The sequence below is a fragment of the Streptomyces sp. NBC_00878 genome (genome assembly GCF_026341515.1).
In the GTDB taxonomy this organism is placed as follows: Bacteria; Actinomycetota; Actinomycetes; order Streptomycetales; family Streptomycetaceae; genus Streptomyces.
The window spans coordinates 4,469,446-4,495,370 of sequence record NZ_JAPEOK010000001.1 but is presented as its reverse complement, the minus strand read 5'-3'; the positions used below and the strand labels follow the sequence as shown (position 1 = coordinate 4,495,370).

The window sequence follows — 25,925 nt, the reverse complement described above, 5'->3', positions numbered from 1 at the left end:
TGCGGGAGGTCGACGCGGTACTAAGGGATTGCACATGATTGGGTACTGGTTCGGATGGGAATGAGATAAAAATTCGACCTTTTGGCGTGGCAGGCAGAATACTTTCGCATGGAGTGCAAGAGGTAGCGAACGGCGCACTTGTAGAAGGGCATGTGCTCCAGTGCGCCCCTCCTGAAAGTGCATCCGCATGCCTCACACTGCTGACCGTCTAGGGTGCTTGAACCTTGGAGATGAGGTAGACGTGGCGGAAGACGAACGTTCTAATTCGGAAGGCTCTTCTTCGGATGAGACTCCGAGGGGTGAGGATAGGCGTGAAAGGCCGAGCAGTGAAAAAAGGGGCGCTGAGGCGGAGTACCCCAGGATAAGTGTGCGTCGGCGGATATACTTCGGCCCTTGAGTCGGAGGGTGAATGTCTGCTGGAGATGAAATAAGTGAGTTAATAAGGCATCAGCTGGAAATTGTTCGTGCAAGGAGAGCTTCTTTGGAGGCTCGGGCCCTTGCCGCCATCAGCTCTGCGGGTGTTCTAGTGATGCTCCAGTTGACGCTCGTCACTGCTTTTTCGAGCCAGAAGGAGCTTTCTAGTACTTCTCGTCTACTGGTCGGTATTTCATCTGTGCTGTTAGCTCTGTCGTGCTTGGGTGGAATACTTGGGAACCTTCCGCGCCGGTCGCATGACCTGGACCCCGACACCATCGAAAGTGCGGTAGATTTCGCACACTGGGCTGCGCCAAATCATGAGGCGGGCAGAGCGATAGCGCGCGCAAGGTTGCAGGTTCTGAGATCTGAAGACAGTGCGGCGCAGCGTCAGGCTTTTTGCCTCTTGGGTGCTTTCTTCTGTGAAATGCTGGGGATTTCGGTTATTGCATCGGCCGTTTTGGTGCAGATCTATAGTTAGAACTCGGTGGGGTGAATATCCCGCACCGGGGATGTGAAGAAGCGCACCGCTGGGCCGGGTCAAGGGTCACCGTTTCTACGACGGGGCCGTCATCGACCTGGCTGCCCCCGGACCCAGTAGTCGCCGACTCCTGCTCCGCCGCAACCGCAACACCGGCGAACTCGCCTGCTACCGCTATTGAACGCCGCCCACCGGCACGGCCGGTTCTCCGGGCGGCGCCGCCACCAGTCCCGACCCCGACCCCGACCCCGACCCCGGGCCCGGCCGCTGCGTGCGCCGAGCCGTTCGAGCGTGGATCACGAGCCGCGGGTCCGTTCAGCTGAAGGGAACGGCGTCCGCCGGAGCGGTGTGCCAGTTGGTGACGATCGGGTCGTCGACAGTGATGGTGCCGACCGGCAGGGAGACCGGGTTGGGGTCGTCGTCACCGACGGCGACGATGATGCTGTCCAGTTCCTTGCCACCGTCTCCGTTGGCGGTCTTCGGGTTCACCCCGGCGTACGCGGTGGTGCTCCCACTCAGCGTGATCTGCTTGCCGACGGACTGCTCCGCGGGACCCGCCTCGGTGCCGTCGGAACCGAACGCCACGGTCGGAAGCGCGGCCGGCAGGTCACAGGTGATCCCCGACTTCGCCTTCGCGATGATCAGGATGTATCCGCCGGCCTGGCTCTCGGACCTGGTGCTCCAGGAGATGTCGTTGGCGCCGCAACTCTGCCCGACCGGCTCCCGCTTGCCGTTACCGGTGTCGACGCCGGAGCCGGCCCCGTCCTCGGTTCCCTTGCCCGTCGTGTCGGAGCCCTTGCCGGAGTCCTTGCCCGTGCCCTTGCCGCCGCCCGTGGTCGACGAGCCGGACGGGGTGGCCGCATTGCCGACCGGAGTGGCGGACGAAGAACCCTGCGGGACGCCTGTGACCTTGTCCGAGTCCGTGTCCTGGCACGCAGTCATCAGCATGGCGCCGCCCACGAGGGCTGCGGAGACGAGGAGGGCCTTGCGACGGTTGCCGGACATGAAATCCCCTTGATGATCAGTGGTTGAGACCGAAGTGCTTTCGGCTTCTCGGTGCTCGTTCGATCACTATGAGGGGGCTGAGAGCCGAGAGGATCCCGGCGTCTTCGTTCCAGGACAGCGCTGTCACCGGCCGGTGACATGATCACGAAGAGGACAGCTCAGGACCGTCGTAGACCGCTGTGGCCAGCGGCAGGCCTGGGCCTCGCCGTCAAGTCCCTCGCCCCGGAAGGCGCGTGCGAGTCCGCGGGCAACCACTTCCGCCCCGGCGACTGACAACACCTCGGTCGAGAGACCCAGAAACCCGGTGGACGCACCCTCGTCCTACCGCTCGGAGCCGGTGGTTGCGGCACGCCCGGTGCGGCGAGAGTGCGTGCCAGGCGTCGCCGGGCAGGCGGGACTTTGCGGTTACGACCTTGGGCCAATGCCACCAGCGCCACAGCGGCCGCTGAATCCGTTCCGTGGAAGCGTCCGTCTGGCGGGGAGCCAGCTGCTTGCGTCGCTGTACAGCAGGCACAGATCCGCTCGGAGCTGTGTCCTGCCCGCTCCGCGAAAGGTCCCCTGAATGGGTTACAGGAGGCGCGTTGGACAGCGTCCAGAACGCTTCCGAAGTCTTCATCCGCGCGCCACGGTCGGCTTCGGGGACATCACACCGGTCACCGGGACGGCACGTGTTCTGACCATGGTGCAGATGCTGGCCGACGTGATTCTGGTGGGAATGATTGCGCGGATCCTCCTCGGCGCCGTCCGGATTGCAGAAGAGGCCAGGTCAGTCGGCTCTGGCGAGCCACCGGGCGCGGAAGATCCGGTTGGTCAGGGGTGAGGGGTCGGAGTTGCCCGCATGGGCGGCGCTGAAGTGCCTGGATGGGAACGGCGTGCCAGGCTCGGAACCGCGCGCCGCTCCCTTCAGATGGCGGGGCTTTCCGGTTGGCGGAAAGCGGCCGGTGAGATCACCAACGAGGTCCGCGTCGCGAGGAGGCAGTGCGCATGCCGGTTGCCAGGACTGGATCCGAGGCCACGTCCCCCCTGGACCCGCTGACACTCCTTCGGAGCCGCGCGTACCTGGTGCTTCTGGTGATGGCCGCGCTGATCGGCGTGCCGGTGTCCGCGGCGGCGTTCGGCTTCCTCGCGCTGGTCGGCGAGGTTCAGCCACTGCTCTATACGGATCTGCCCAAGTCGCTGGGGTTCGAGGGAACGCCATGGTGGTGGCCGCTGCCGCTGCTCGCTGTAGGGGGACTGCTTGCGGGGCTGACGGTTCAGTACCTGCCGGGGCACGGTGGCCATGAGCCGACAGCCGGGTTCAAGGCCGGCGGCGCGCCCACTCCCATCGAGTTGCCCGGCATCTTCTTCGCCGCTCTGGCGACGCTCTGCTTCGCTGCCGTCCTCGGGCCCGAGTCTCCTCTCCTGGCGCTCGGTGGCGGGCTCGCCGCCGGTGTCGTACGCCTGGTCAAACGGGACCCCCCGGAGCAGGTGAGCGCGGTGTTGGGCGCGGCGGGCAGTTTCGCGGCCGTCAGCTCGCTGCTGGGATCACCTCTGCTCGGAGCGTTCCTCCTGATGGAAGCCTCGGGGTTGGGCGGGGCGATGATGGCGCTGGTGTTGGTGCCCGGTCTGCTGGCCGCGGGCATCGGTGCACTCATCTTCGTCGGACTGGGATCCTGGACCGGGCTGGGCACCTACTCGCTGGCGCTGCACGACGTACCCGAGGTCACGCGCCCGACAGCGGCGGAATTCGGCTGGGCTCTGGTCATCGGACTGTCGGCGGCACTCGTGGGCGTGGGAATCCGATGGCTCGGCGTCCGGCTCAGGACGCGTGTCGAGAGGCGACGGGTGCCGGCCACGGTGGTCATGGGACTGGTCGTGGCGGGGCTGGCGATCGGCTACGCGGAGGGCACCGGCAAAGCAGCGACCGACGTGCTGTATTCGGGGCAGACGGCGCTGGATCCGCTCCTCACGCACAGCGCCGCGTATTCGGTGGGAGCGTTGTTGCTGCTGGTGTTGTGCAAGAGTCTGGCCTATTGCGCGTCGCTCAGCAGTTTCCGGGGAGGCCCGATCTTTCCCGCGATGTTCGTGGGAGCGGCGGGCGGCATCCTGTTCTCCCATCTGCCAGGGCTGAGCCTGGTCGCGGGGTTCGCGATGGGTATCGGAGCGATGAGCGCCGCGATGCTGAGACTTCCGCTCGTCTCCGTCCTGCTCGCCACACTGCTGATCGGGGCGCAGGGAGTCACCGTCATGCCGCTGGTGATCGTCGCGGTCGTGGTCTCGTACGTCGCGACGGCGAAGCTCACACCGCCTCCCGCCCCGGAGCCGGGGCAGGAACCGGGGCCAGGTCAGCGGTAGCCAGGCTCCGCGAGGCTGCTCGCCCTGTCCTGGACGGCAGCGGCGGTATCTGAGGAGCGGTGTACGGGCTGACGGATTCACCCGCACCGGGTGGTGTGCCCGCCCCGGACCTGGCGCAGGCTGGAATCCGTAGAAATTATGAGGAAAGCAATGAAAGCAATGAAAGCAATGAATGCGATGAACCTGGCCTACGGCTATCCGTTGCCAGGCTCATTCTGGACAGTCGCGCTGATCACGCTGGGCGTGATCTGGCGCCCTTTCCTGTGCCGCAACGACCCGCTCCGTGCGGGTGGTACGTGCCGATTTGCGACGGCATCCATCCGGTGTTGCACTCGGAAGGGAGGGGGAGCGGTCCAGTTCGGCCCTGTGCTCGCGCGCGGGTTGGGAGCTGACGCCTCGGACCGTCAGATCTATTGAATTGCAAAGGACCAATTTGAAGCAGAGCGACATTATTGCGGCCCTCGCGTCGTCGGCGCTCTGTTGAAACGGAGGAGAGGGGTCGCCGTGAGCACCGATTTCGACCATATGGGGCCGGTCGACTACCTGGTGGTGGAGTTTCCCGGTAGTCGCATGACGGGTGAGGGACTGCCGCTGCTCGTCGACCTCGTCGACCGGGGCATCATCCGGATCATCGACTTCATGTTCGTCAAGAAGGACTCCGACGGGTCCGTCAAGGCCATGGAAATCTCCGACCTGGCCGTGGACGGAAAACCCGAACTGGCCGTCTTCGAAGGTGTCTCTTCTGGCCTGCTCGGCATGGACGACCTCGAAGAGACCGCCTCCCTCCTCTCGCCTGGTGACTCCGCAGGCGTACTGGTGTACGAGAACCTCTGGGCCGCGCCGTTCGCCGAGGCGCTCCGGCACGGGGGTGCGCAGCTGGTAGCCGACGGCCGGATCCCGGTCCAGGCCGTCCTGGCCGCACTCGACGCCGCCGAGGAGAGCTCCCCCACCTGAGCGGCCGGCCCCCATGCGGGCTTCCTGCCGAGCCCAGGACCGCTGGTCGGCTCATCTCCGCAGTCAGAACCTCAAGGAGGGCAAGATGCCTGGCCTCATCCGTGGAGTCGCGCGGACCGCCGTGGTCGCCGGAACCGCGACTGCCGTCTCCAATCGCGTATCCCGACGACAGCAGGGCCGCTGGGCCCAGCAGAACCCCCAGGAACCAGTGGCCGACCAGCCGCCGCCGGCCGAGGATACGTCCAGCAAGATGGACAAGCTCAAGGATCTCGGTGAGCTGAAGTCCCAAGGGGTCCTCACCGAAGCCGAGTTCGAGAGCGAAAAGCGCAAGATCCTCGACTCCTGACAGAAAAAGGCGTCGAGGGGCGGGGGCCCGGTACGGGTGATGTGCCCGGCCACGGCAGCCTTCGAATGGTGATCACTTCGCCAGCTGGGCCCTCTGCGTCGGCGGCCTGCGTCAGGCAGCCCCCGCGATGCGGTCCGGGGAACCCGCGTAGTTTCCGACAGCAGGCATCGCTCCACCGACACCGGGCCCGGGACCCGGTGCCGGTGGAGCGATGCCGGACTAACGGGCGAGCGACCCGTTCTGGGCGTCGGACGCGGATTGCCACGCCCTCATGCCCGCCAGGGACGCCTCCTTGGCCTGCTGCCACTTCATGGCCGCCTGCTGGGTCGCAGGCACGTCCATGTCGCGGATCATGCGCCGCCCCGCCGTGAGCACGGCGAAGGCCCCGACGGCCATGCCGGCGCATGCCACCATGGCACCGGCCGCGGTGAGCACGGCAGCGGTCCTGACGAGCCGGGTGTCGATGTCGATCGTCTGAGAAGACTGGCGGTGGTGCTGGTTCATGACTTCACCATCCAACAGGGGGAACCACCTCGCATCCCGGCCAGCGGCTCAGGACGCCATACGCGATCGGATGCGCATCGCCTGGACGACCGTCCGCACGCGCATCGCCAGGACGACCGTCCGCACGCCCTGGACGACGCGGACCGGTGGCCCTGGCTGCTTACCCTGGCCGAGCATGCTCGCGCCAGTCGTGAAACTGCCCGTGCCCACCGTGCTCCCCGGGCGTGCGGCGGCCAGGTTGGTCCAAGTCGTCGGGAACACCGTCCGGAGATAGGTTGTAAGTGGATTCGCCTATCTCATTCGGCGGGGGCGGAGTAGCACCGTCCGCTGTGGCAGCGACCCGGCCGGTTCCGCACTCGACGTCAACTGCAAGGCGCATGACAGCGGCGACCTTTGTGCCGTCGGCGGCGAGCTTCGCCCCGAGCATCGGAGCAGTCGATCCGTTCCTGACGGGCCATGGCCAACGCCCTGCGCATCGGCCACCACATCGTGGAGGGTCTGCAATGAACGACAACCACCTTTCCGGCACCGACACGCGGCACCTCACTCCGCAGGAGCGGGTCGCCCGTGGCAGGGCCGCGCGGGCCGCGGTACCCCGTTCCGGCCACGCCGAGTTCATACCTCCGCCGAAGCGCACGGACCCGGTGGAGATCATCGAGAAGCAGTCCGCGACGCGGGTGCCGGAACTCGTACCGATCCGCTACGGCAGGATGAGCGAGGCTCCGTTCCGCTTCTACCGTGGGGCCGCCGCCATCATGGCCGCGGACCTCGCGGAGACGCCGCGCAGCGGGTTCAGGGTGCAGTGCTGCGGCGACGCGCACATGCTGAACTTCCGGTTGCTGGCCTCGCCGGAACGCCGCCTGATGTTCGACATCAACGACTTCGACGAGACGCTGCCCGGACCGTGGGAATGGGACGTCAAGCGGCTGTCCGCCAGCCTGGTCATCGCGGGCCGGGCGAACGGCTTCAGTTCCAAGGAGCGGGCGTCGGTGGTGCGGGCGGCCGTGCGGTCCTACCGCGAGGGCATGCGGAGCTTTGCCGGAATGGGCAATCTCGACGTCTGGTACACCAGCTTCGACGCGGACGATCTTGCGCGGCAGTTCGCCCCGGTACTGACCGCTGGGCAGCGTGATCGCTGGGAACACACCCGGGAGAAGGCCCGTGCGCACAGCACGCTGCAGGTCTTCGACAAGCTCACGCATGTCATCGACGGAAGGCGTCGGATCGCGCCCGATCCGCCGCTGCTGGTCCGGCTCCAGGATCTGCTGCCGGAGGCCGAACGCGGCGAGCTGGAGAAGCTGCTCGGCCGGCTGATCGAGCGCTACGGCCAGACCCTGCAGACGGACCGCCGGTTCCTGCTGGAGAGCTACCGCGTCGCCGACATCGCCCGCAAGGTCGTCGGGGTGGGCAGTGTGGGAACCCGCTGCTGGATCATCCTGCTGCTCGGCAAGGACGACGAGGATCCCCTCTTCCTCCAGGCCAAGGAGGCCGACGAGTCGGTTCTGGCGCCCTACGTCGGAGGCAGCGCGTTCAGCACGCAGGGCGAGCGCGTCGTCGCCGGCCAACGCCTCATGCAGGCCACCAGCGACATCTTCCTGGGCTGGGAACACATCACGGGCATCGACGGCAAACAGCGGGACTTCTACATACGCCAGCTGCGGGACTGGAAAGGCGTCGCCGTGGCCGAGAACATGTCGCCGAAGAGGATGGCCCTGTTCGGCCGGCTGTGCGGCGCCACGCTGGCCCGCGCCCACGCCAGGTCCGGAGACCGGGTCGCGATCGCCTCCTACCTCGGCGGCGGCGACGTCTTCGACCGCGCGCTGGCGACCTTCGCCGAGCTGTACGCGGACCAGAACGAGAAGGACCACCAGGCCCTGGTCGATGCCATCCGAGAGGGACGGGTCCCGGCTGAAGCGGCCTGACGGCGATCGCGTCCACGTTTCCGTGCCGGAACAAGGATGGGGCGACGAGGGCGCGCGTGCCTAGCTGGGGGGACTCTCCTTGCGACCCATGCGACCCATGCGACCGGCATCGGTGAGCCGAGGGTGGTCGAGGACTGCCGACCGCTGCGGGCCCTGTTGAACAGGGTCGCGCACGGCGCGAGTGAACAGGGTCGTGGACGACGAGCTGATCCGGCGCGACCCGTGCCGCCCACGCAATCTGTGCCGCGTCAGGGAGCCGGACTACGATGACGTGTGACGTGCCCGAACGCCCGGCACTCACGACGGTCGATGCCCCGACGCGTTTCCGAACCCGGGAACGGCGCCCGCGTCACCTCTGCCCGGCGAAGAGCTGCTGTGGATCTGTGGAAGGCGTCCTCTGCCGATGAGACTCGTTGCCCCGGACGACACGCGGGTCGTCGCCGTGACCGAGGCACTCGCCCCGTATACGTGGCGGACGCTCACTCCCGAGGCTGTCAGCCGCCGCGCGCTGGCCGCCGTCGACCCCCACAGGTTCGACGGGGCGGAGGGGGTCGCCCGCCAGGACGAGCGGATCGCGGTGCTGAGCGACTTCCTGGCCGGCTGGCCGTGGCGGTCCCTCACCACGGCCGGACTGAGCCGCCGGCTGGTGTCCGTACTGGACGCCTGGCGCCAGGAGAGCCAGTGGCTGGAGATCCAGTTGTACTGGCCCCGGGACGGCGTCTGACGGGCTTCGACCTGCTGGCCTGCGCTGCTACTGGCACTGCTGCCGGAGCTTCTACTGGCGGGCCATGTGCATCCGCATCTCGCTCTCGGGGTCGGTGATCAGCTCGCCCGACACGTCGACGGTCACGGTGTGCAGGGTGCCGTTGAAGCGGAAGGGCGGCCGGTAGTCGGCCGTGACGGCTGAGCCAGGGTTGGCGCCGCAGGTCATGCCGCCGGGGTTGAACATGAGCGGAGTGGTGACCGGGATCTGGGTCTCGCCGACCAGGCGCCGGTCGATGTAGAGCTGTGCGCGGCCCGGCATGCCCTTGCCGTGGGCGATGTCCGGCTCTCCGGTGGGTTCGAATTCGAAGCGCAGCTCGTGGCGGCCCTCGGGCACGTCCTCGGTGGAGGAGACGCTGTACAGGGCACGCCGTAGGTAGTTGTGGGCGTAGTGCAGCTTGCGGTCCTTCAGGTAGAAGGTCCAGCCGCCGACGTTGGTGCCCTGGCAGAGCAGCACGCCTTCGGCGCCGTCGGAGGGGATCTCGGCGTCGGCGGTGACGCTGAACGGGCGGTTGAGCACCCGGGGCGCGACCGCCATGGGCAGGGTCTGCGTGCCGGGCCGGAAGACGTAGCCGGTCCGCGGTGCGGAGACCTGTGGCCGCTCCGTGACGGCCCGCTGCACGCCGCTGCCGTCGACGGGCAGGACGTCGTACTTTCCGGCCTGCACGTACCACATCGAGATCAGCTCGATGAGCTTGCCGCGGTTGTCGGCCGCGAGGTCCTGGGTCTCGGCGAAGTCCTCGGCGACGTGGTACAGCTCCCAGTGCTGGGCGTCCAGCTCTCCCAGTTCCTGCGCCGTGATGGGGGTGCCGAAGGGCCTGCCCGCCTCGGTGAAGGACGGACCGGGCCAGGGGCACACCGCACGCCAGCCGTCGTGGTCGATGGCGCGGTGACCGAACATCTCGAAGTACTGCGTGCGGTGCGCGGTCGGCGCGGTCGCGTCGTCGAAGGTGTGGGCGAAGCTGACGCCGTGGAGGGGCGACTGGGGTACGCCCTTGATGGTCGCCGGGGGCTCGATGCCGAGTACGTCGAGCACGGTGGGCACCATGTCGATGATGTGGGCGTACTGGCTGCGCACCTCGCCGCGGGCCTTGATGCCTCGGGGCCAGTGGACGACGAACGGGTCGCTGGCGCCGCCGCGGTACGTTTCGCGCTTCCACCGCCTGAAGGGGGTGTTGCCGGCCCAGGTCCAGCCCCACGGGTAGTGGTTGAACGTGTTCGGTCCGCCGAGCTCGTCGATCGCGCTGAGGCTGTCCTCGACCGGCTCGGGAGCGTTGTTGAAGAACTGTCCCTCGTTCGTGGTCCCGGCGACGCCGCCCTCGGCGCTGGCCCCGTTGTCGGAGACGAGCATGATGAGGGTGTTGTCGAACTCGCCGGTGTCCTTCAGGAACTGCAGGAGCCGCCCGATGTGGTGGTCGGTGTGGCTGAGGAACCCGGCGTACACCTCCATCATCCGCGTGGCGAGACGGCGCGCGTCGGGGGACAGGGAGTTCCACTCGGGGACGTCCGGGTCGTGCCGGGACAGCCGCGCGTCCGCGGGGACGACCCCCAGTTGCTTCTGGCGGTCGAAGGTGGCCTCGCGATAGGCGTCCCAGCCCTCGTCGAACTTCCCCCGGTAGTGGTCCGCCCACTCCTTGGGCACGTGGTGCGGTGCGTGCGTGGCTCCGGTGCAGAAGTTCAGGAAGAACGGTTTGTCGGGGGCGACCTGTTTGGCGTCGGCGATGAAGGAGATGGCCTTGTCCACCAGATCCGGGGTGAGGTGGTAGCCCTCCTCCGGTGTGGCGGGCGGTTCCACCTGGTGGTTGTCGTGGACCAGGTCCGGGTACCACTGGCTGGTGTCGCCGCCGAGGAAGCCGTAGAACCGGTCGAAGCCCCGGCCGAGCGGCCAGCGGTCGTAGGGACCGGCGGCGGACTCGTACTCCGAGGGCATCAGGTGCCACTTTCCGACCATGTAGGTGTTGTAGCCCTGCTGCACCAGCATCTCGGAGACGAAGCCGTTCTCGAACGGGATCCGGCCGCTGTACCCCGGATAGCCCGTGGCCAGTTCCGTGACGCAGGCCATCGCGTTGGAGTGGTGGTTCCGCCCGGTGATGATGCACGAACGCGACGGTGAACACAGAGCCGTCGTATGCATGTTGTTGTACAGCAGCCCGTTCGCGGCGAGCCCGTCCATGTGGGGGGTTTCGATCGGGCTGCCGTAACAGCCGAGTTGGCCGAATCCGGTGTCGTCGAGCGCGATGAAAAGGACGTTCGGCGTGCCGGGAACGGCCCGCGTCGGCTGTGGCCAAGCGGGCGTCGACTCCTCTGCCGTGCGACCGATCACTCCGGGAAACGCGGTTCCCTGCTTGTACTCGTTCGTCGCCATGCGCCTGATCCTCCGAGCGCGCCAGTCGTACGATGCCGACGACTGGAACGCTTGATCGCTGCCTGCGGAGAAGGACGTCCGCGTACCGCCGGGCATCTGTTGCGGCCGGTCAACGCAAAGCGCCGGCGCATCCAACGGTCACGGTTGTGCAGGAATAAGGCAGAGCAGACCGCGCGAAGGCCGAGCGGCCGGGTCCGGGGCAGGTATTGCCGGGTCCGCCATTGCGAGTGGTGTCAGAGACCGCTCCGCTTCTCATGCTAGCCAGTGACCAGTGCGCGGGCCATTTGGCGGTATTTCCGTCGTAGCTGCCGACCTTCCGGGATGGGCGGCGGCCGAAAACCACCCTGTCGGCGGGCCATCGGCGGCGGGATGGCGTCGTTGGGGACGTATGGCGGTCAGCGTCGGCGGCAGAGCGGGGGACGCTGTGCAGATGCCCGCTGGTGACCAGCTCTGTCGGAGCGAGGGGCTCTCGGCGAGCTGAGGCTTTGGCGGGCAGGGCGGCGGTGCCGTGCTGGTGGTTGCAGACCTGGTCGGCGGGTCTGACGGACATTGTTCAGGGCGGGTACGCCCCGCGGAGGTGTGTATGAGCGGTTCGGACGGACCGGCCTGGGCTCCGGAGGGGCGGGCCGGACACTGCCAGATGCTGCGTGAGCAGCTCGTCGAGACGATCAACGTCATCCGTCGGCAGGTGGCGGTCGTGCCGTCGGCCACGGGCCTTGAACCGATGGGTGAGAAGCCGGCCCAGGTGCCCCGGAGCTGAGGGCGGCAGGCGAGCGACCCCTGTCCGCCGCCGCGCGATGGATACGCCACCCGCGGGTGGGCCCCATGACCGCTGGCCGGGCGTCAAGAGTACGGGCGCGCCCTGAGTTGTCGGAGCCGTGGTGGAGTGTCAGGGACGGCGGCACATGCCCTCAAGCCGCTCCATCGCATCCCGGAAGATCTTGTCCACGTGGCGTCGGCTCACCCGAAGCAGTAGGTGTACGGGGGGTGCGCAGTCGACAGCGATCGTCCAGCTGACTCTGGTCCGCTCGTGTGCCGAGGGAGCGAGTGTCCACTGCTCCATCATGGCCGTGACGCCGCGCGCACTGGTTTCGTGGACCCGGTAGGCGAAGCGCTCGCCGGGTTCCCAGACGAGCAGGGTCTCGCGGGCCCGGATCAGCCGGTACAGGCGCAGGTGGCGCATGGTTCCCACGCCGTAGGGGGGTGCTCCTTCATAGCGGCATTCGTTGGCCGGCCCGAACCAGCGGGGCCAGTTCTCGGGGCGGGCCGCCAATTGTTCGAAGATGACCTCTGCGGGTGCGTGGAGGTCACGGGTGCGGGTGCGCCGGACAGGGGCGCGTTCGAGGAAGCCGAGGTCTTCGGAGCGCAGTTGGTGGGGCATGGCGTTTCGTCGTCCTTTCGTCCTTTCGTCCTTTCGGCCGGGCGGCGGACCGGTGGCGCGGGTGTCTGCTGACGGGTCGGCCGGCGGTCGGCAACGGGATGGCCCTGCGTGGCCCGGACGACCCGTGCGTCTCCGGATCCAGCGGGCGAATTCCGTTCGAGAACGCGAGCTCGGCCGGCGGCCGGTGGAGTGGGGCGGGGCCATCTGCGTCCTGGGGAAGTGGCGTCCGCGCCCGGCGGAGGAGGCTGACACGGGTTTCGACGAGCGGGCCGACTGCTGCCTGGACGGCCACCGCCAGGGACCGCGAGCGCGGTGACCGCCACTGGGACCGCCCACCCTCGCGCCGAACTTCTGTGCCTGTCGATGTCGGCACTCATGAATCCTCGAATCCTCCGTCGTCGCCCTACCGCGCGGGGGACGAGTGCCCGGCCTCTCCCTCCTCGGGCACGCCCTCGCGCACATGCGGGCTCCGTTCGGCGGCCTTCCTGTGCCAGGCGCCGTACCGCTTCGCGAGGAACACAGCCGACATGCCGTGCAGGAGGATGCTGAGCGCGACGGTGACCGCGATCACCCGGCCGAGGAGCTGAACGCCCGGGACGCGTTCCTCCACCAGGAGAAGCCCGAAGACGACGGAGGCGAGCCCCCGCGGACCGAACCATCCGGTGTAGGCGACCGCGGGAGGGGCCAGGCCGCTCCCGGCCAGGGAGAGCGCGACGGGCAGCATCCGGATCACCGTGAGGCTCAGTACCGCATAGGTGATGATCCGCCAGTCGAGGTCTTCCAGCGTCGGCCCGAGCAGGACGGCACCGAAGACCAGGAAGCTCAAGGAGGCGAGAAGTTCGGCGAGATGCCCGGCGAGGTCGGCGGTGCCGTCGGTGGTGGCCGATGCTTCGGCCGACATGTTCGCCGCTGCGCTCCGCCGCAGCGCGACACCGAAGGCGAAACCGGCCACCCAGGCCGCGATGAAACCGCTCCCCTCGGTGGCGACGGCCAGTGTGTACGCGCCCGCGGCCACGGCCGTTGCGTGCGGCTACGGGTGGAGGACCTTCTCCTTGGCCTGGCGGAACTCCTCGTCGGAGATGTCGCCGCGGGCCCGGATCTCCGAAAGCTTGGCGAGCTGGTCCGCCTCGCTGGCCGGGCCGGTGGTACCGACGGTCTCGCGGACGTAGCGGTCAGTCTCTGCCAGCTTGGCCCTGGCGTGCTCCTGTTCACGCCTGCCCATGCCCTTGCCCCGGGCGATGAGGTAGACGAAGACGCCCAGGAACGGGAGGACGATCGTGAAGACCAGCCATCCCGTCTTTCCCCATCCGCCCATGGAGTCGTCGCGGAAGATGTCGACGACGACGCGGAAGAGCAGGAAGATCCAGATGACCCACAGGAAGATCCACATGATCGTCCAGAAGGCCCCGAGAACCGGGAAGTCGTAGGCCAGGTTCACATTGCTGTCCATTGCTTCTCCTGTTTGGTGTCGTCTGTGTCGAGGTCGCCTTGCGTGCGAGAGGACGGTCCGCGGACCTTCGGCCTCCTGCCTGCCCGGCCGGGGCTCGCCGCCCCGGCCGGGCAGGTCGTCACCGTTCCTCGTCTTCGGGGAGTTCCAGCCCGAAGGCGTCGCCGATGGCACGGGCGGCGGACACGACCCGGGCGCTGCCCACCACGGGGTCGATGAGGGCGGCGACGCCGCCCGCCGCGGTCTCTTCTGCAGCCATCTCGGGCTCCTTTGCTGGTGGTTGGGGTGACGTGTGTCTTCAGGAGAGTTCCGGCGCGCGCCGGACCGCGTCACCCGGGTCACCCGGGGCGGATGACCGGCCGGTCGCCTGCGGGCGGGTGTCCGGCCGTGCCGGAGGCTGCGGCGAGGATGCCGAGGAGAGCCAGCACGAGGACCACGATGCCGAGGACAAGTGCCACGGCCCCGGGGGTGGGGTAGTTCCACAGCACCAGGGCGAGCGCGCCGCCGGCGATGGCGATGCCGGTGGTCCACTTGCCGTGCGCGTCCAGCCAGCGACCGGTGGCGCCGGTGCGCAGACCGTGTCGCGCCATGGACCGGCCCGTTGCCCCGGTTCCGCCGGCCACCGTCCGTCTGACCCAGCGGGCACCCCCTCCGGGCCCGTACAGATAGGCGGCCAACGTGGTGATCACGGCGATGACCAGGACCGTACGCGTGCTGTTCTTGAGGAAGCGGATGAAGGTGTCGTAGATGTCGGCCGCGGTGTCCTGCGGCAGGGCGGTCGTGGGGACGGAGTCCAGATAGACCTGGCGCATCACGGCGAGGCCGACGAGCAGCACGATCATCATGATCCCGACACCGATGGCCGTGGCCATCAGGGCGACGCGATGCGCGGGTGCGCTCCCGATGGCGAGCGCTGCCAGGACCAGGACGACGACGGGGAGCCAGGTGCCGATCACGTTCAGCAGACGCATGGCGTTCTGGGCCTCGTTCAGTTTGTCGGTCTTGAACAGGGTGATCGTCTTGTCGACGTCGGGGATCTTCGCGGCCTGGTCGAAACCCCGGTCCACCAGCTTCTGCTTGACGTTGTCGATGACGGTGCCGAGGTTCAGGTCGATGCTGTCGTCACCGGCCTGGACGGCGCTGCTGCCCTCGCCGGTGAGGACCTTGACCACAGCGGCGTGCGCCTGCCGGTTGGCGTCGTCCCACACTTCGGCGAACTGGTCGCTGGTCACCACCTTGTCGACGATGTCGTGGACGGCGGAGTTGAGAGCGCTCGTCAACGGGCCGGTCAGCGCCTTGGCGCCCTGGATCACCTGCGGGCGCGCCCCTTCCCGCCGCAGCGTCTGAGCGACGGCTGCGGTGAAGGCAGCGACGTCGACGCTGTCGACCACGCGCTTGGTGAGCCGGTCGGTCACGGTGTTCTGCACGGAGGGCTCGGTGGCGATCGGGGCGACGGTCTGGACGTACCGGTCGGTGTCGGCGACCTCTGAGTCGATCCAGGCCGCGACCACGGCGAGCGGCGCCAGCAGGAAGGCCAGCAGCAGCAGTACGGAGGCAGCCGAATAGCGCAGGCGCCGGTGGCGCATCCCGGCTGCCTTGCGCAGCCGTTCGTACTCGTCCCGTTCCGCGGCGCTCAAAGGAGGGCCGCCGGCGACCGGACGGTCAGGACCTTCTGAAGCTGACGACGAACCACCAGAGGAATCCATGCGGGCCTTCCTTGGGCTTGGAGGCTGACGGCACGCGGGACGAGCCCGACGAGGGGCGGACACCACGGCGGTCGGCCGGCTCCGGCAGGAGGCGCATCAAGTGTCGGGAAGTGGACGTGAGTTCGCCGCACGGCCGGACAGCCGGACGGCGGTCCGAGCATGACGAGGAGTCAGCACTGTGTGGGGAGGACGGTGTCGCGCTTCCTTGAGCGCTTCAGTGAACTCGCGGAGTGCCCTGGCCGTGACGGCTGAGGGCGCGCTGCTCCCTGACCACCAGGACCAGCGCTACCGACTGTTCGAGGACCCTGTGTGTGGCCAGTGGCCAACGCCGATGCGACAGGGAGTCGTTGGGGAGTTGTTGGGGAGGGGGCGGTTCAACACGCCTTCGCCGACCGCCTTCACATCCGCGACCGAGGCTCCGCCCCGAGCGGGCGGGCTTCCAGTGGTGAGGTTGATGCGGTGATGGCTGCCGACCGCTCCATCACCGGCCACGGGCCCGTCAGAGATGCGTTATTGCGTTGTCCCTTCCTGGCAACCATAGCCAGAGCGTGAGGATGGCGCATGGCCAAGTGGTGGGTCGTCCTGGCTGCCGCCCAGGGTGCGGGCGGGAGGATCTGGGAAGCCCCGCAGATACCCGGATCTCATCGGCCGCCATCGCTCGCCCTCCTCCCCGCCCGTCCCACATGGAGGAACCGCCGGATCCGACCAACATGCGCCTCTCCCAGTCGGGTGGTCCACTGGACAGACGGTCGACTCCGACGTCGTCGGTCACACCGGGCCGGCAGCCCGTCCACAGGCGCTCGCAGTAGGGCTCCCGGACGGGCGGACCGTGTGCTGTGGGTGTTCAGGCGAGGGTGACCTCGACCGGCAGCTTCTTGATGCCGTTGACGAAATTGGAGCGTACCCGGGGGACGTCGCCGGCCAGCCGGATGTCCGCAAGCCGGGGGATCAGCTCCTCGAACATGATGCGGATCTCGGTGCGGGCGAGCAGGTTGCCCAGGCACAGGTGGGGGCTGCCCTTGCCGAAGGTGACGTGGTCGTTGTTCTGTCGCGTGACGTCGAAGTCGTAGGGGTTGCCGAAGACCTTCTCGTCGCGGTTGCCCGAGGCGTACCACATGACGACCTTGTCGCCCTCCTTGATCTGTTTTCCGCCGAGTTCGACGTCGCGGGTCGCAGTGCGGCGGAAGTGGTAGACGGGCGAGGCCCAGCGCAGGAACTCCTCGACGGCGACCGGGATGAGGGAGGGGTCTTCCTGGAGCTTGGCCAGCTGCTCGGGGTGCTCGATGAGCGCCAGCATGGAGTGGGAGATGGTGTGGCGGGTGGTCTCGTTGCCGGCCACGACGAGCAGCAGGAAGTAGTTGTCGAAGTCCTGGCCGGAGAGCGGCACCCCGTCGCGCGGGGTCTCGTTGACGAGTTTCGAGATCAGGTCCGTGCCGCTGCCGCCGCGGCGCTGCCGGGCGAGTTCGCGGCCGTACTCGAAGAGTTCGAGGGAGGCGGGGGAGCGGAACGGCAGGTCGCGGTACTTCTCGCTCTCCTCGCTGTGCAGCAGCACGTCCGCGTAGTCCGGGTCGGTGTTGCCGATGATCCGGTTGCCCCAGTCGATGAGCTGCTGGTTGTCCTCCTGGGGCACGTCGAGGAGGCGGGCGAGGACGTTGATGGGGAAGTCGGCGGAGACGTCGGCGACGAAGTCGAACGAGCCCTTGGCGAGGGCCGCGTCGAGGGTCTTGGCGGTCAGCCCGCGCAGGAAGTCGGTGTACTCGTTGATGACGCCCTGACCGAACTGCCGCTGCAGCAGGCTGCGCATCGCGCGGTGGCGTACGCCGTCCAGCTCCAGAACGGAGGCGCGCTTCTTGATCTGGTCGTCGTCGAGCTCTTCCAGGTTGACGAACTTGGTGGAGGTGAAAGTCGCCGCGTCGCGGTCGACGCGGGCGATGTCCTCGTGCCGGGTGACGGCCCAGAACCCGCTGTTGGGCTCGGGCTCCGGCTGCCAGTGGACCGGGTCCTGGTGGCGCAGGGTGTGGAACATGCGCCAGGGGGTGACGGCGTCGAGGAACCTGTCGTTGTCGGCGAGGTCGACCTCGTCCAGCGGCATCGGGTCGTTGGGTGCGCAGGCGTTCATGGAGTGCTCCTGATGTTGCGTGGGCGGGGTGCTCAGAGGGAGTAGGAGTACTCGGCGAACTCCCAGTCGGTGACGTGGCGTCGGAAACGCTCGACCTCGTCGCGTTTGTAGGCGAGGAAGGACGCGGTGAAGGCCTTGCCCAGCAGTTCGGTGAGCGCTTCGTCGGCCTCCAGCGCGTCGAGCGCGGCGGGCAGACTCATCGGCAGGACCTGGGACTTCTGAGGGTCGTAGCCGTAGCCCTCCAGCGGGGCGGGCGGCTCCTTGCCCTCCTGGACACCGAGCAGGGCGGCGGCGGTGAGGGCGGCGATCGCGAGATACGGGTTGGCACTGGCGTCGCCGAGTCGCAGCTCCAGGCGGGCGCCGGAGCCGCGCTCGGGCGGGATGCGGACCATCGCGCTGCGGTTGTCCAGGCCCCAGTCGATCAGCCAGGGGGCGAGAGTGTCGGGGCCGAACCGCTTGTACGAATTGACGGTCGGGTTGAGCAGACCGGCGAGCGCGGGGGCGTGCGCGAGGATGCCGGCAATGGCGTAGCGGGCGTTGTCGGAGAGGCCGAAGGCGCCTGCCGGGTCGTCGAAGGCGTTGCCGCCCTCCGCGTTCTCGCAGGAGAGGTGGAGGTGGAAGCCGGAGCCGCCGGAGTCGTTGAAGGGCTTGGCCATGAAGGTGGCGAGCTTGCCCTCCACGCGGGCCAGTTCCTTGACGGCCGCCTTGAAGCGGAAGGCGCGGTCGGCGGCGTCCAGGGCTTCGGAGTGGGTCAGGTTGATCTCGTACTGGCCGCCGTCGAACTCGTGGTTGCCGGTGACCACGCCGATGCCGAGGTCGCGCAACTGCCGCAGGGTGCGCAGCAGGTGGTTGTCCGGGTCGGCGCGCAGGCCGGCGGTGTAGACGGTGCCTGTGGCCTGTGGGCTGCGGCGCCAGCCGTTCGGGGCGGTGGCGTCCTCTTCGAGCAGGAAGTACTCCAGCTCGGGGCCGACGACCGGGCGCAGGCCCGCATCCACACATCGGGACAGGACCGAGCGCAGCAGGTCGCGCGGCGACTCGGGCGCCGGGCCGCCGGTCGCGGGGTCGGTCGTGTCGCCGAGACACCAGGCCACGCCGGGTTCCCAGGGCACCCCCGCGAGGGTGGCCAGATCCGGTCGTACGGCGATGTCGGGCAGGCCGGCCTCGATGCCGCCTTCGATCGCGACGACGTCGCCGCGCGGGGTGGTGTGGTAGACGGCGCGACAGAAGGCCAGGCCGTGCTCGCAGGCCGACGGCAGGTGGTCCAGCAGCACGTCACGGGCGCGGTCGGTGCCGATGAGGTCGGGGTAGACGACCCGGACCACGTCGATGCCGTCGGCGGCGAGCCGGTCGAGGTACTGGTGGACGGATGGGGTGTCGTGAGCACTCACCGATGTCTCCTCGGGCGGATCAAGGGCACCTCCCAGGCCTCGGGACCTGGAGGAGGGGGCGGAAGGAAGACTGGAGCCCGGGTGCCGGGCGGGGCGCGCGGGGTGGGACCGGAAGCCCCACCGCGCGGGGTGGGACTGGAAGCCCCAAGCTCGTCATTTGAAGTCAAACGTTATGGAGGTGGCCACCCTCTCGCAAGGGGGTGCGCCAAAGAATTTATCCATCCGGATAGGTATTGACCAGCAAGCGACGGCTTTGTAGCTTGTTTGAAGCCAAACGAGTTGGGGGTTCGGCTGTTCCGCACCCCTTTGGCCGGGGCCCGGTCACAGGCCGGGCCCCTTCTTCCCTCCCCCTCCGCCCGCTCCGGCGCACTCACCTCCAAGGAGGACCGGCCATGAAGGTCGTCGTCGACATGAACAAGTGCCAGGACCACGGGCAGTGCGTCTTCGCGGCTCCCGACGTCTTCCAGCTGGACGACAACGGGCGGCTGGCCTACGTCAGCGACCCGGACGACGCCCTGCGCGACGAGGTCGAGGAAGCCGCCGACGTCTGTCCGCTGCAGGCCATCCGTATCGAGGGCTGAGGCATGGCGACGCAGCGCATCATCGTCGCCGGGGCCTCCATGGGCGGCCTGCGCGCGGCAGAACAGCTCCGCGGCGCCGGCTGGACCGGCGCGATCACCGTCATCGGCGATGAGCCCCACATGCCGTACAACCGGCCCCCGCTGTCCAAGGATGTGCTGGCCGGCAAGGCCCCCTTCGAGTCGCTGGCCTTCACCCCGAGGCCGAACGTGGCCGACGTGGAGTGGCGGCTCGGTACGGCGGTCACCGCTGCCCGGCTCGCGGACCGGGTCGTCGAGCTGGACGACGGCTCGGAGATCCCCTTCGACGGCCTGGTGATCGCCACGGGTATGCGTCCCCGGCGGCTGCGCTGCGAGGGCCCTGCGGCCGGCCGTCACACCGTACGGACTCTTGGCGACGCGGAGGCCCTGCGGGCCGAGCTGACCCGGCCCGGCGCCCGGGTCGTCGTCATCGGCGCGGGGTTCATCGGCTGCGAGGTGGCCGCCACCGCGATCGGCCTCGGCGTCAGGGACGTCACCGTGGTCGACCCGCTGCCGCTGCCCATGGTCGGGCCGCTCGGTGGCCTGCTGGCCCGCTCGCTGTTGGAGCGCCACGAGGAGCGCGGTGTGCGCTTTGTCCTCGGGACCGGTGTCTCCGGGTTCCGGGGTGAAGAGCGCGTCACCGGTGTCGTGCTGAGCGACGGGAGGGTTCTCCCGGCGGACGTGGTGGTCGAATCGGTCGGCTCCGTCGCCAACACCGAGTGGCTCGACGGCAACGGTCTCGACCTGGCCGACGGTGTGCTCACGGACGGCCGGTTGCGGGTCGGCGGGCTGCCGTACGTGGTCGCCGTCGGCGACGTCGCACGCTTCCCCAACGCCCGCTACGACGGCGTACCGCGCCGCGTCGAGCACTGGTCCATCCCCGGTGACACCGCCAAGCACGCCGCCAAGGCCCTGGTGTCTCATCTCACTGGTGCGGAAGCCGACTTGACGCTGTTCGCCCCGCTGCCCACGTTCTGGAGCGATCAGCACGAGTTCCGGCTGCAGTCCTTCGGCTCCCCCGGGCTCGGCCTCGCCGACGTCCGGGTCCTCGACGGCGATCCGGACGGCGACGTCCTCGTCGGCTACCACTGCGACAGCCGGTTGGTCGGCGTCGTCGCCCTCGGCGGCCATGCCGCCGCCACCGGCGCCGCCCGCTACCGCGCCCAACTGCTCAAGCAGCCCGCCCTCACCGCGTAAGGAACCAACGTCATGGCCAGCGTCCGTGGTTATTTCCACCCAAAGACGGCGACCGGCGAGTCGTCCCTCATCCCTTCCCCGCCGTGGCTCTACTCCGGTGATCTGCTCACCGTCGAGTACCGCACGGATCCCGCGCGCGTACGGGAGTTGCTGCCCGAGCCGCTGGAGCTCGCCGAGGAGGACCCGGGCGCGGTCGCACTGATCTGGGCCGACTGGCAGTCGTGTTCGGACGGCGGGCAGGAGCTGCTGGACCCGGTGCTCTCGCAGTACAAGGAGGCGTTCGCGGTCGTCCGCTGCTCCTACAAGGGACAGACGTACTCGCGGTGCGTCTACATCTGGGTCGACAAGGACTTCGCCATCGCCCGCGGACTGCACCAGGGCTACCCGAAGAAGCTCGGCTCCATCCACCAGACGCGCCCGCATCCGTACGGGCCTGCCCCCCGGATCGAGGCCGGGGCGCGCTTCGGCGCGACCCTCGCGGCCGCCGACCGGCGCCTGGCCCAGACGGTGGTGACCCTGCGCGAGCCGTCCGGGACGAACGGCTTCGTCAACGGCCACCCGATGGCCCACCACCGGTGGCTGCCCTCCATCGAGAAGGGCAAGGGCCTCGCGCTCGACGAGCTCATCGAGACCGGCGCCGCGTCCTTCGAGGCCGGGCAGCCATGGGTCGGCGACGCGGAGCTGGAACTGTTCGAGGCGCCCACCGAGGAGCTGGCCCGGCTGGAGATCCGCGAGCCGATCGCCGCGTACTACCGCCAGGTCGGGGTCGTGTGGGACGGCGGGCGCCTGCTGGAGTCCGGCACCTCCGAGGCCGAGTAACTCCCCTACGAGTCAAAGGACTTGGAGACCGGACATGTCAGAACACTTCACCACCCTGGCCGGGGTCGTCGTCGACACCCGGCATTGGATCGGCGGCGAACGCGTCGCCTCTGCCGAGACCTTCACCGACATCTCGCCGATCGACGGCAGCCCCCTCGGTGAGATCGCCCGCGGTGGCGCCGTCGAGGCCGAGGCTGCCGTGGCCGCCGCCCGTGCGGCCTTCCCGGAGTGGGCAGCCACGCCCCGCGCCGAGCGCGCCCGCATCCTGCACGCCATCGCCGACGGCGTCGAAAAGCGCCTCGAAGACCTCGCCCGCGTCGAGACCCTCGACAACGGTGCCCTCCTGCGCTCGCACCGCCGCGGTGTGATGCCTCGCGTCGCCCACAACTTCCGCTTCTTCGCCGACTGGCTGCTGAAGCTGGAGCACGAGGACTTCGAGACGCGCGGCCACACGAACCATGTGAGCTGGGACCCGGCGGGTCCGTGCGTGCTGATCACGCCGTGGAACGCGCCGCTGATGCTGGCCACCTGGAAGGTCGCCCCGGCGCTGGCCGCGGGGAACACCGTGATCCTGAAACCGGCCGAGTGGTCCCCGCTCACGGCGTCGCTCCTCGCGGACATCGCGGCCGAGGCCGGGCTTTTGGCCGGTGTGCTCAACGTCGTGCAGGGGTACGGCGCCGAGGTGGGCAGTGCCCTGGTCTCGCACCCGGATGTGCGACGGATCAGCTTCACCGGCTCCGTGCCGACCGCGAAGCGGATCGCCGCCGCTGCCGCCGCCAACCTGACCCCGCTCAGCCTTGAGCTCGGCGGCAAGTCGCCGCTGCTGGTCTTCGCGGACGCCGACCTCGACCTCGCGGTCGATCTGGCGGTGGAGCAGTACGACAACGCCGGCCAGGTCTGCCTGGCCGCGACCCGCATCCTGGTCGAGTCCTCGATCGTGGAGGAGTTCACCGAGCGGTTCACGGCCAAGGCCGCCCGCCTCGTCCAGGGCGACTCCCGCGACGAGGCCACCGACCTCGGTCCCAACATCCACCCCCGCCAGCTGGAGAAGATCGACGGCTTCGTCCGCCGCGCGCTGGACGCGGGCGCTCGCGCGGTGATCGGCGGCGAGCCCAACGCCGAACTCGGCGGCCTGTTCTACCGGCCGACCCTGCTCGCCGACGTCGCCCAGGACTCGGAAGTCGTCCAGGAAGAGGTCTTCGGGCCGGTGCTCACCCTCCAGACCTTCGACACCGAGCAGGAGGCGGTCCGGCTCGCCAACGACACCCGTTTCGGTCTCGCCGCGACCCTCGTCACCGGCGACCGGGAGCGCGCCGAGCGCGTCACCGCGCAGCTGGTCGCGGGCACGGTCTGGGTCAACTGCTTCTTCGTACGTGACCTGCGGGCGCCCTTCGGCGGTTCCCGCCACTCCGGCGTCGGTCGCGAGGGCGGCAACTGGAGCTTCGACTTCTACTGCGACGTCAAGAACACCGTGACGGCGCCGAAGGGATGGCAGCAGGAGGTGACCCGTCATGGGTGAGATCGTCGGCGCGGGCCTGCTCGCGCACGTCCCCACCATCGTGCTGCCGCAGGCCCAGCGGCTGGAGCTCAACAAGGGCAAGGAGATCACCCTCGTCACCGGCCTGCACCAGCTCCGCAAGGAGGTCTTCGAGCGCGACGACTACGACACGGTCGTCGTCCTGGACTCGCACTGGGCGACCACCGTCGAGTTCGTCGTCACCGCGCAACAGCGCCGGGCCGGCCTGTTCACCTCCGAGGAGCTGCCGCGCGGCATGTGCCGCATGCCGTACGACTTTCCCGGCGACCCCGAACTGGCCCACAACATCGCACAGTTCGCCGACAAGCACAGCACCTGGATCAGCGCGATCGACGACGAGTACCTTCCGATCTACTACGCGACGATCAACCTGTGGAAGTTCCTCGGCGAGGGCCTGCCCGACAAGCGCTGGGTGACCATCGGCGTCTGCCAGACCGGTGACATGGAGGACCACCTGCGACTGGGGCGCGCGCTGGCCGACGGCATCGCGGCGACGCCCGGCCGCAGGGTGCTGCTGATCGCCTCCGGTGCGCTGTCGCACACCTTCTGGCCGCTGCGCGAGCTGCGCGACCACGAGGCGAGCGACCCGAGTCACATCTTCACGCAGGAGGCACGCGAGGCCGACGGCGAACGGATCGCCTGGTTCAAGGAGGGCCGCCACGCCAAGGTCCTCGACACCATGCCGGAGTTCTGGAAGTACAAGCCCGAGGCCCGCTTCTACCACTACCTGATGATGGCGGGCGCCCTCGGCGAGCAGGCGTGCACCGCGAAGGGCCGGCAGTACGGCGAGTACGAGAACTCCATCGGCACCGGCCAGGTCCACCTCTGGTTCGACCGCCCGGCCGAGGGCTGGACCGGCACGGGAGTGCCAAACTCCGCGTCCCCGCGCAATCCGCACAGCCGCTCCTAGAAAGGCCTGCCATGCCCGAATACCGCCGCATCCTCCTCGACGGTGCCGCCGTCGAGACCGTCCGGGACGGCGTCGAACTCGTGGCCGGGGACGGCCGCCGGGTCAGGATCGAGGACGCCCAGCACCTGCCGCCGGTCGTGCCGTCGAAGGTGGTGGCAGTCCACCTCAACCACCGCAGCCGGGTGGAGGAGTTCCAGATCACCCTCACGCCGACCCCGACGTACTTCCACAAGCCGACCTCGGCCCTCAACTCCCACAAGGGCGCGATCGTGCGCCCGGAGGGCTGCAAGTGGCTCAACTACGAGGGTGAGGTCGCCATCGTCATCGGCAGGACCGCGCGCAACATCTCCCCCGCCGAGGCGGACGAGTACATCGCGGGCTACACCGTCGCCAACGACTACGGCCTGCACGACTTCCGCGACACCGACGCCGGTTCGATGCTGCGGGTGAAGGGCTCCGACACCCTCTGCCCGCTCGGCCCGGGCCTTGTCACCGACTGGGACTTCCACGGCAAATACCTGCGGACCTACGTCAACGGCAAGGTCGTCCAGGACGGCTCGACCGACGAGATGGAGTGGGACATGCACTACCTCGTCGCGGACATCGCCCGCACCATCACCCTCTACCCCGGTGATGTGCTGCTGTCCGGAACCCCGGCCAACTCCCGCCCCGTCCAGCCGGGCGACGTCGTCGAGGTCGAGGTCGAGGGCCTCGGCCGGCTGACCAACCACATCGTCACCGGCCCGACCTCGATCCGTACCGACGTCGGCGCCCAGCCCACCGAGTCCGAGGAGGTCCTGTCCACCGCGCTCGGCGGCGACTGGGAGTTCCGGGGCGTCAGGCCGCCCAGACGCTGACACCGCCGAAAGACGGCGCCGCACCGGGCCTGCCACGAACAGAGCCCGGTGCGGCGCTCCATGGCATCGGGGGCAGACCTCCAGAGCGTGGGAGCCCCTCCGGGCCTGGCTGAGCGCCGCCTCCCCGCGGCACGCCTGCATCCGTAACCGCCGGATAGAGTCGCCGACATGACCGAATCCGCCGAAACCGCCGAAGGCAAGGGCGGCAGGTCCCGCAAGCAGGTGAACTACGGAGCGGGCCGGGAGGCCCTGCTCAACGCCGCCGTGCGCGTGGTGGCCCGGGGCGGCTTGCGCAAGCTCACCTATCGCGCCGTCGCGGAGGAGGCCGGGGTCACGCACGGTCTGGTCGTCCACCACTTCGGATCCCGGGACGCACTGATCGAGGAGGCGCTGGCCCATACCGTGCGCACCAGCTTGAGCATCAGCGCGGTGGAGCCCGGCACGGGAAAGGTCGCCGACTTCTCGGCCGGCGTGTCAGAGATGGTCATCGCCGATCCGGACACCCAGGCATTCCAGTACGAACTGCTGCTGGAGTCGCGGCGCCGGCCCGAGCTGCTGCCACAGATCCGCGCGCTGTACGACGAGTACTTCGACGCCACCGAGCGCGAGCTGTCGCGCATGCTGCCCGCGGGCGGGAGCCGGGCGCTGACCCGCCTGGTCTTCGCCGCCCTGGACGGCCTGGTTCTGCATCAGTTGGTGCTGGGCGGGCCAGAGGTCACCGATGCCGCCCTCGACGAGCTGCGCTCTCTGCTGCGGCTGCTCAACGCCCACGCGGACGACTGACCCGGCCCCGGCCCGACGGGCTCGTCGTGAGGCGCTGGACGTGTGAAGGCGTCCAGGTCTCTCCCCGCCCGACCTCTCCGCGCCCGACCTCTCCG

26 protein-coding genes are annotated in these 25,925 nt (G+C 68.8%); 15 read left to right on the top strand and 11 right to left on the bottom strand.

Annotation, left to right across the window (positions count from 1 at the left end; all coding sequences use genetic code 11):
• The first annotated feature begins 409 nt into the window (after nucleotides 1-409).
• On the top strand, nucleotides 410-895 hold the full coding sequence (locus tag OHA11_RS18810) for a hypothetical protein (RefSeq protein ID WP_266497788.1): 486 nt from the start codon (nucleotides 410-412) through the stop codon (nucleotides 893-895).
• Nucleotides 896-1,210: 315 nt separating this feature from the next.
• On the opposite strand, the gene OHA11_RS18805 is transcribed toward OHA11_RS18810, so the two are convergent.
• On the bottom strand, nucleotides 1,211-1,900 hold the full coding sequence (locus OHA11_RS18805) for a DUF4232 domain-containing protein (RefSeq protein WP_266497787.1): 690 nt from the start codon (nucleotides 1,898-1,900) through the stop codon (nucleotides 1,211-1,213).
• A gap of 562 nt (nucleotides 1,901-2,462) precedes the next feature.
• On the opposite strand from OHA11_RS18805, the gene OHA11_RS18800 reads away from it, so the two are divergent.
• From OHA11_RS18800 to OHA11_RS18785, 4 genes are all read left to right on the top strand, one after another.
• Complete coding sequence (locus tag OHA11_RS18800; protein WP_266497785.1) at nucleotides 2,463-2,720, top strand: potassium channel family protein; 258 nt, start codon at nucleotides 2,463-2,465, stop codon at nucleotides 2,718-2,720.
• Between the two features lie 164 nt (nucleotides 2,721-2,884).
• The gene (locus OHA11_RS18795; protein ID WP_266497784.1) at nucleotides 2,885-4,234 is read left to right on the top strand and encodes a chloride channel protein; all 1,350 of its coding nucleotides are present in this window, start codon (nucleotides 2,885-2,887) and stop codon (nucleotides 4,232-4,234) included.
• Between the two features lie 525 nt (nucleotides 4,235-4,759).
• Complete coding sequence (locus OHA11_RS18790) at nucleotides 4,760-5,188, top strand: DUF6325 family protein (RefSeq protein WP_266507277.1); 429 nt, start codon at nucleotides 4,760-4,762, stop codon at nucleotides 5,186-5,188.
• Between the two features lie 85 nt (nucleotides 5,189-5,273).
• Nucleotides 5,274-5,534 carry an SHOCT domain-containing protein gene (locus tag OHA11_RS18785; RefSeq protein WP_266497780.1) on the top strand — a complete coding sequence of 87 codons (261 nt, stop codon included), beginning with the start codon at nucleotides 5,274-5,276 and terminating at the stop codon, nucleotides 5,532-5,534.
• Between the two features lie 219 nt (nucleotides 5,535-5,753).
• Here OHA11_RS18785 and OHA11_RS18780 read toward each other — a convergent pair whose 3' ends face one another.
• Together OHA11_RS18780 and OHA11_RS18775 are read right to left on the bottom strand one after the other, a co-directional pair.
• Complete coding sequence (locus OHA11_RS18780; protein ID WP_266497777.1) at nucleotides 5,754-6,038, bottom strand: hypothetical protein; 285 nt, start codon at nucleotides 6,036-6,038, stop codon at nucleotides 5,754-5,756.
• Nucleotides 6,039-6,086: 48 nt separating this feature from the next.
• Nucleotides 6,087-6,299 carry a hypothetical protein gene (locus OHA11_RS18775; protein ID WP_266497776.1) on the bottom strand — a complete coding sequence of 71 codons (213 nt, stop codon included), beginning with the start codon at nucleotides 6,297-6,299 and terminating at the stop codon, nucleotides 6,087-6,089.
• Between the two features lie 242 nt (nucleotides 6,300-6,541).
• Here OHA11_RS18775 and OHA11_RS18770 point away from each other — a divergent pair, with 242 nt between their 5' ends.
• Complete coding sequence (locus tag OHA11_RS18770) at nucleotides 6,542-7,960, top strand: DUF2252 domain-containing protein (protein WP_266497773.1); 1,419 nt, start codon at nucleotides 6,542-6,544, stop codon at nucleotides 7,958-7,960.
• A gap of 403 nt (nucleotides 7,961-8,363) precedes the next feature.
• Entirely contained in the window at nucleotides 8,364-8,684 is a 321-nt protein-coding gene (locus OHA11_RS18765; RefSeq protein ID WP_266497770.1) for a hypothetical protein, read from the top strand.
• A gap of 51 nt (nucleotides 8,685-8,735) precedes the next feature.
• Here OHA11_RS18765 and OHA11_RS18760 read toward each other — a convergent pair whose 3' ends face one another.
• Nucleotides 8,736-11,087 (bottom strand): arylsulfatase, encoded by a 2,352-nt coding sequence (locus OHA11_RS18760; RefSeq protein WP_266497769.1) that lies wholly within the window; start codon nucleotides 11,085-11,087, stop codon nucleotides 8,736-8,738.
• 583 nt (nucleotides 11,088-11,670) lie between these two features.
• On the opposite strand from OHA11_RS18760, the gene OHA11_RS18755 reads away from it, so the two are divergent.
• The gene (locus OHA11_RS18755) at nucleotides 11,671-11,847 is read left to right on the top strand and encodes a hypothetical protein (protein ID WP_266497767.1); all 177 of its coding nucleotides are present in this window, start codon (nucleotides 11,671-11,673) and stop codon (nucleotides 11,845-11,847) included.
• Nucleotides 11,848-11,976: 129 nt separating this feature from the next.
• Here the strand turns inward: OHA11_RS18755 and OHA11_RS18750 are convergent, their stop codons facing one another.
• The 7 genes from OHA11_RS18750 to OHA11_RS18720 all read right to left on the bottom strand — a co-directional run bounded on the left by OHA11_RS18750 (nucleotide 11,977) and on the right by OHA11_RS18720 (nucleotide 19,128).
• Nucleotides 11,977-12,468, bottom strand: a complete 492-nt coding sequence (locus tag OHA11_RS18750; RefSeq protein ID WP_266497765.1) for an SRPBCC family protein — start codon at nucleotides 12,466-12,468, stop codon at nucleotides 11,977-11,979.
• A gap of 403 nt (nucleotides 12,469-12,871) precedes the next feature.
• On the bottom strand, nucleotides 12,872-13,483 hold the full coding sequence (locus OHA11_RS18745) for a cation:proton antiporter (protein ID WP_266497762.1): 612 nt from the start codon (nucleotides 13,481-13,483) through the stop codon (nucleotides 12,872-12,874).
• 15 nt (nucleotides 13,484-13,498) lie between these two features.
• A complete protein-coding gene (locus OHA11_RS18740; protein ID WP_266497759.1) occupies nucleotides 13,499-13,918 on the bottom strand; it encodes an SHOCT domain-containing protein in 420 nt (139 codons plus the stop codon).
• Nucleotides 13,919-14,036: 118 nt separating this feature from the next.
• The gene (locus tag OHA11_RS18735; protein ID WP_266497756.1) at nucleotides 14,037-14,174 is read right to left on the bottom strand and encodes a hypothetical protein; all 138 of its coding nucleotides are present in this window, start codon (nucleotides 14,172-14,174) and stop codon (nucleotides 14,037-14,039) included.
• A 79-nt stretch (nucleotides 14,175-14,253) separates the two neighbouring features.
• A complete protein-coding gene (locus OHA11_RS18730; protein WP_323186587.1) occupies nucleotides 14,254-15,552 on the bottom strand; it encodes a hypothetical protein in 1,299 nt (432 codons plus the stop codon).
• 913 nt (nucleotides 15,553-16,465) lie between these two features.
• Nucleotides 16,466-17,740: a cytochrome P450 gene (locus OHA11_RS18725; RefSeq protein WP_266497751.1), complete on the bottom strand. Its 1,275-nt coding sequence runs from the start codon at nucleotides 17,738-17,740 to the stop codon at nucleotides 16,466-16,468.
• A gap of 32 nt (nucleotides 17,741-17,772) precedes the next feature.
• Nucleotides 17,773-19,128 carry a glutamine synthetase family protein gene (locus OHA11_RS18720; RefSeq protein ID WP_266497748.1) on the bottom strand — a complete coding sequence of 452 codons (1,356 nt, stop codon included), beginning with the start codon at nucleotides 19,126-19,128 and terminating at the stop codon, nucleotides 17,773-17,775.
• 392 nt (nucleotides 19,129-19,520) lie between these two features.
• On the opposite strand from OHA11_RS18720, the gene OHA11_RS18715 reads away from it, so the two are divergent.
• The 7 genes from OHA11_RS18715 to OHA11_RS18685 all read left to right on the top strand — a co-directional run bounded on the left by OHA11_RS18715 (nucleotide 19,521) and on the right by OHA11_RS18685 (nucleotide 25,830).
• Nucleotides 19,521-19,709, top strand: coding sequence for a ferredoxin (locus tag OHA11_RS18715; RefSeq protein WP_266497745.1), 189 nt, complete (start codon nucleotides 19,521-19,523; stop codon nucleotides 19,707-19,709).
• A gap of 3 nt (nucleotides 19,710-19,712) precedes the next feature.
• Nucleotides 19,713-20,924, top strand: coding sequence for an NAD(P)/FAD-dependent oxidoreductase (locus OHA11_RS18710; RefSeq protein WP_266497744.1), 1,212 nt, complete (start codon nucleotides 19,713-19,715; stop codon nucleotides 20,922-20,924).
• 12 nt (nucleotides 20,925-20,936) lie between these two features.
• On the top strand, nucleotides 20,937-21,743 hold the full coding sequence (locus tag OHA11_RS18705; RefSeq protein WP_266497742.1) for an acetoacetate decarboxylase family protein: 807 nt from the start codon (nucleotides 20,937-20,939) through the stop codon (nucleotides 21,741-21,743).
• A 34-nt stretch (nucleotides 21,744-21,777) separates the two neighbouring features.
• A complete protein-coding gene (locus OHA11_RS18700) occupies nucleotides 21,778-23,262 on the top strand; it encodes an aldehyde dehydrogenase (protein ID WP_266497741.1) in 1,485 nt (494 codons plus the stop codon).
• On the top strand, nucleotides 23,255-24,190 hold the full coding sequence (locus OHA11_RS18695) for a 3,4-dihydroxyphenylacetate 2,3-dioxygenase (protein WP_266497739.1): 936 nt from the start codon (nucleotides 23,255-23,257) through the stop codon (nucleotides 24,188-24,190). The genes OHA11_RS18700 and OHA11_RS18695 overlap by 8 nt, the downstream gene beginning before the upstream one ends.
• Before the next feature lie 11 nt (nucleotides 24,191-24,201).
• Nucleotides 24,202-25,047, top strand: coding sequence for a fumarylacetoacetate hydrolase family protein (locus OHA11_RS18690; RefSeq protein WP_266497736.1), 846 nt, complete (start codon nucleotides 24,202-24,204; stop codon nucleotides 25,045-25,047).
• A 168-nt stretch (nucleotides 25,048-25,215) separates the two neighbouring features.
• The gene (locus OHA11_RS18685; protein ID WP_266497733.1) at nucleotides 25,216-25,830 is read left to right on the top strand and encodes a TetR/AcrR family transcriptional regulator; all 615 of its coding nucleotides are present in this window, start codon (nucleotides 25,216-25,218) and stop codon (nucleotides 25,828-25,830) included.
• Nucleotides 25,831-25,925: the final 95 nt, after the last annotated feature.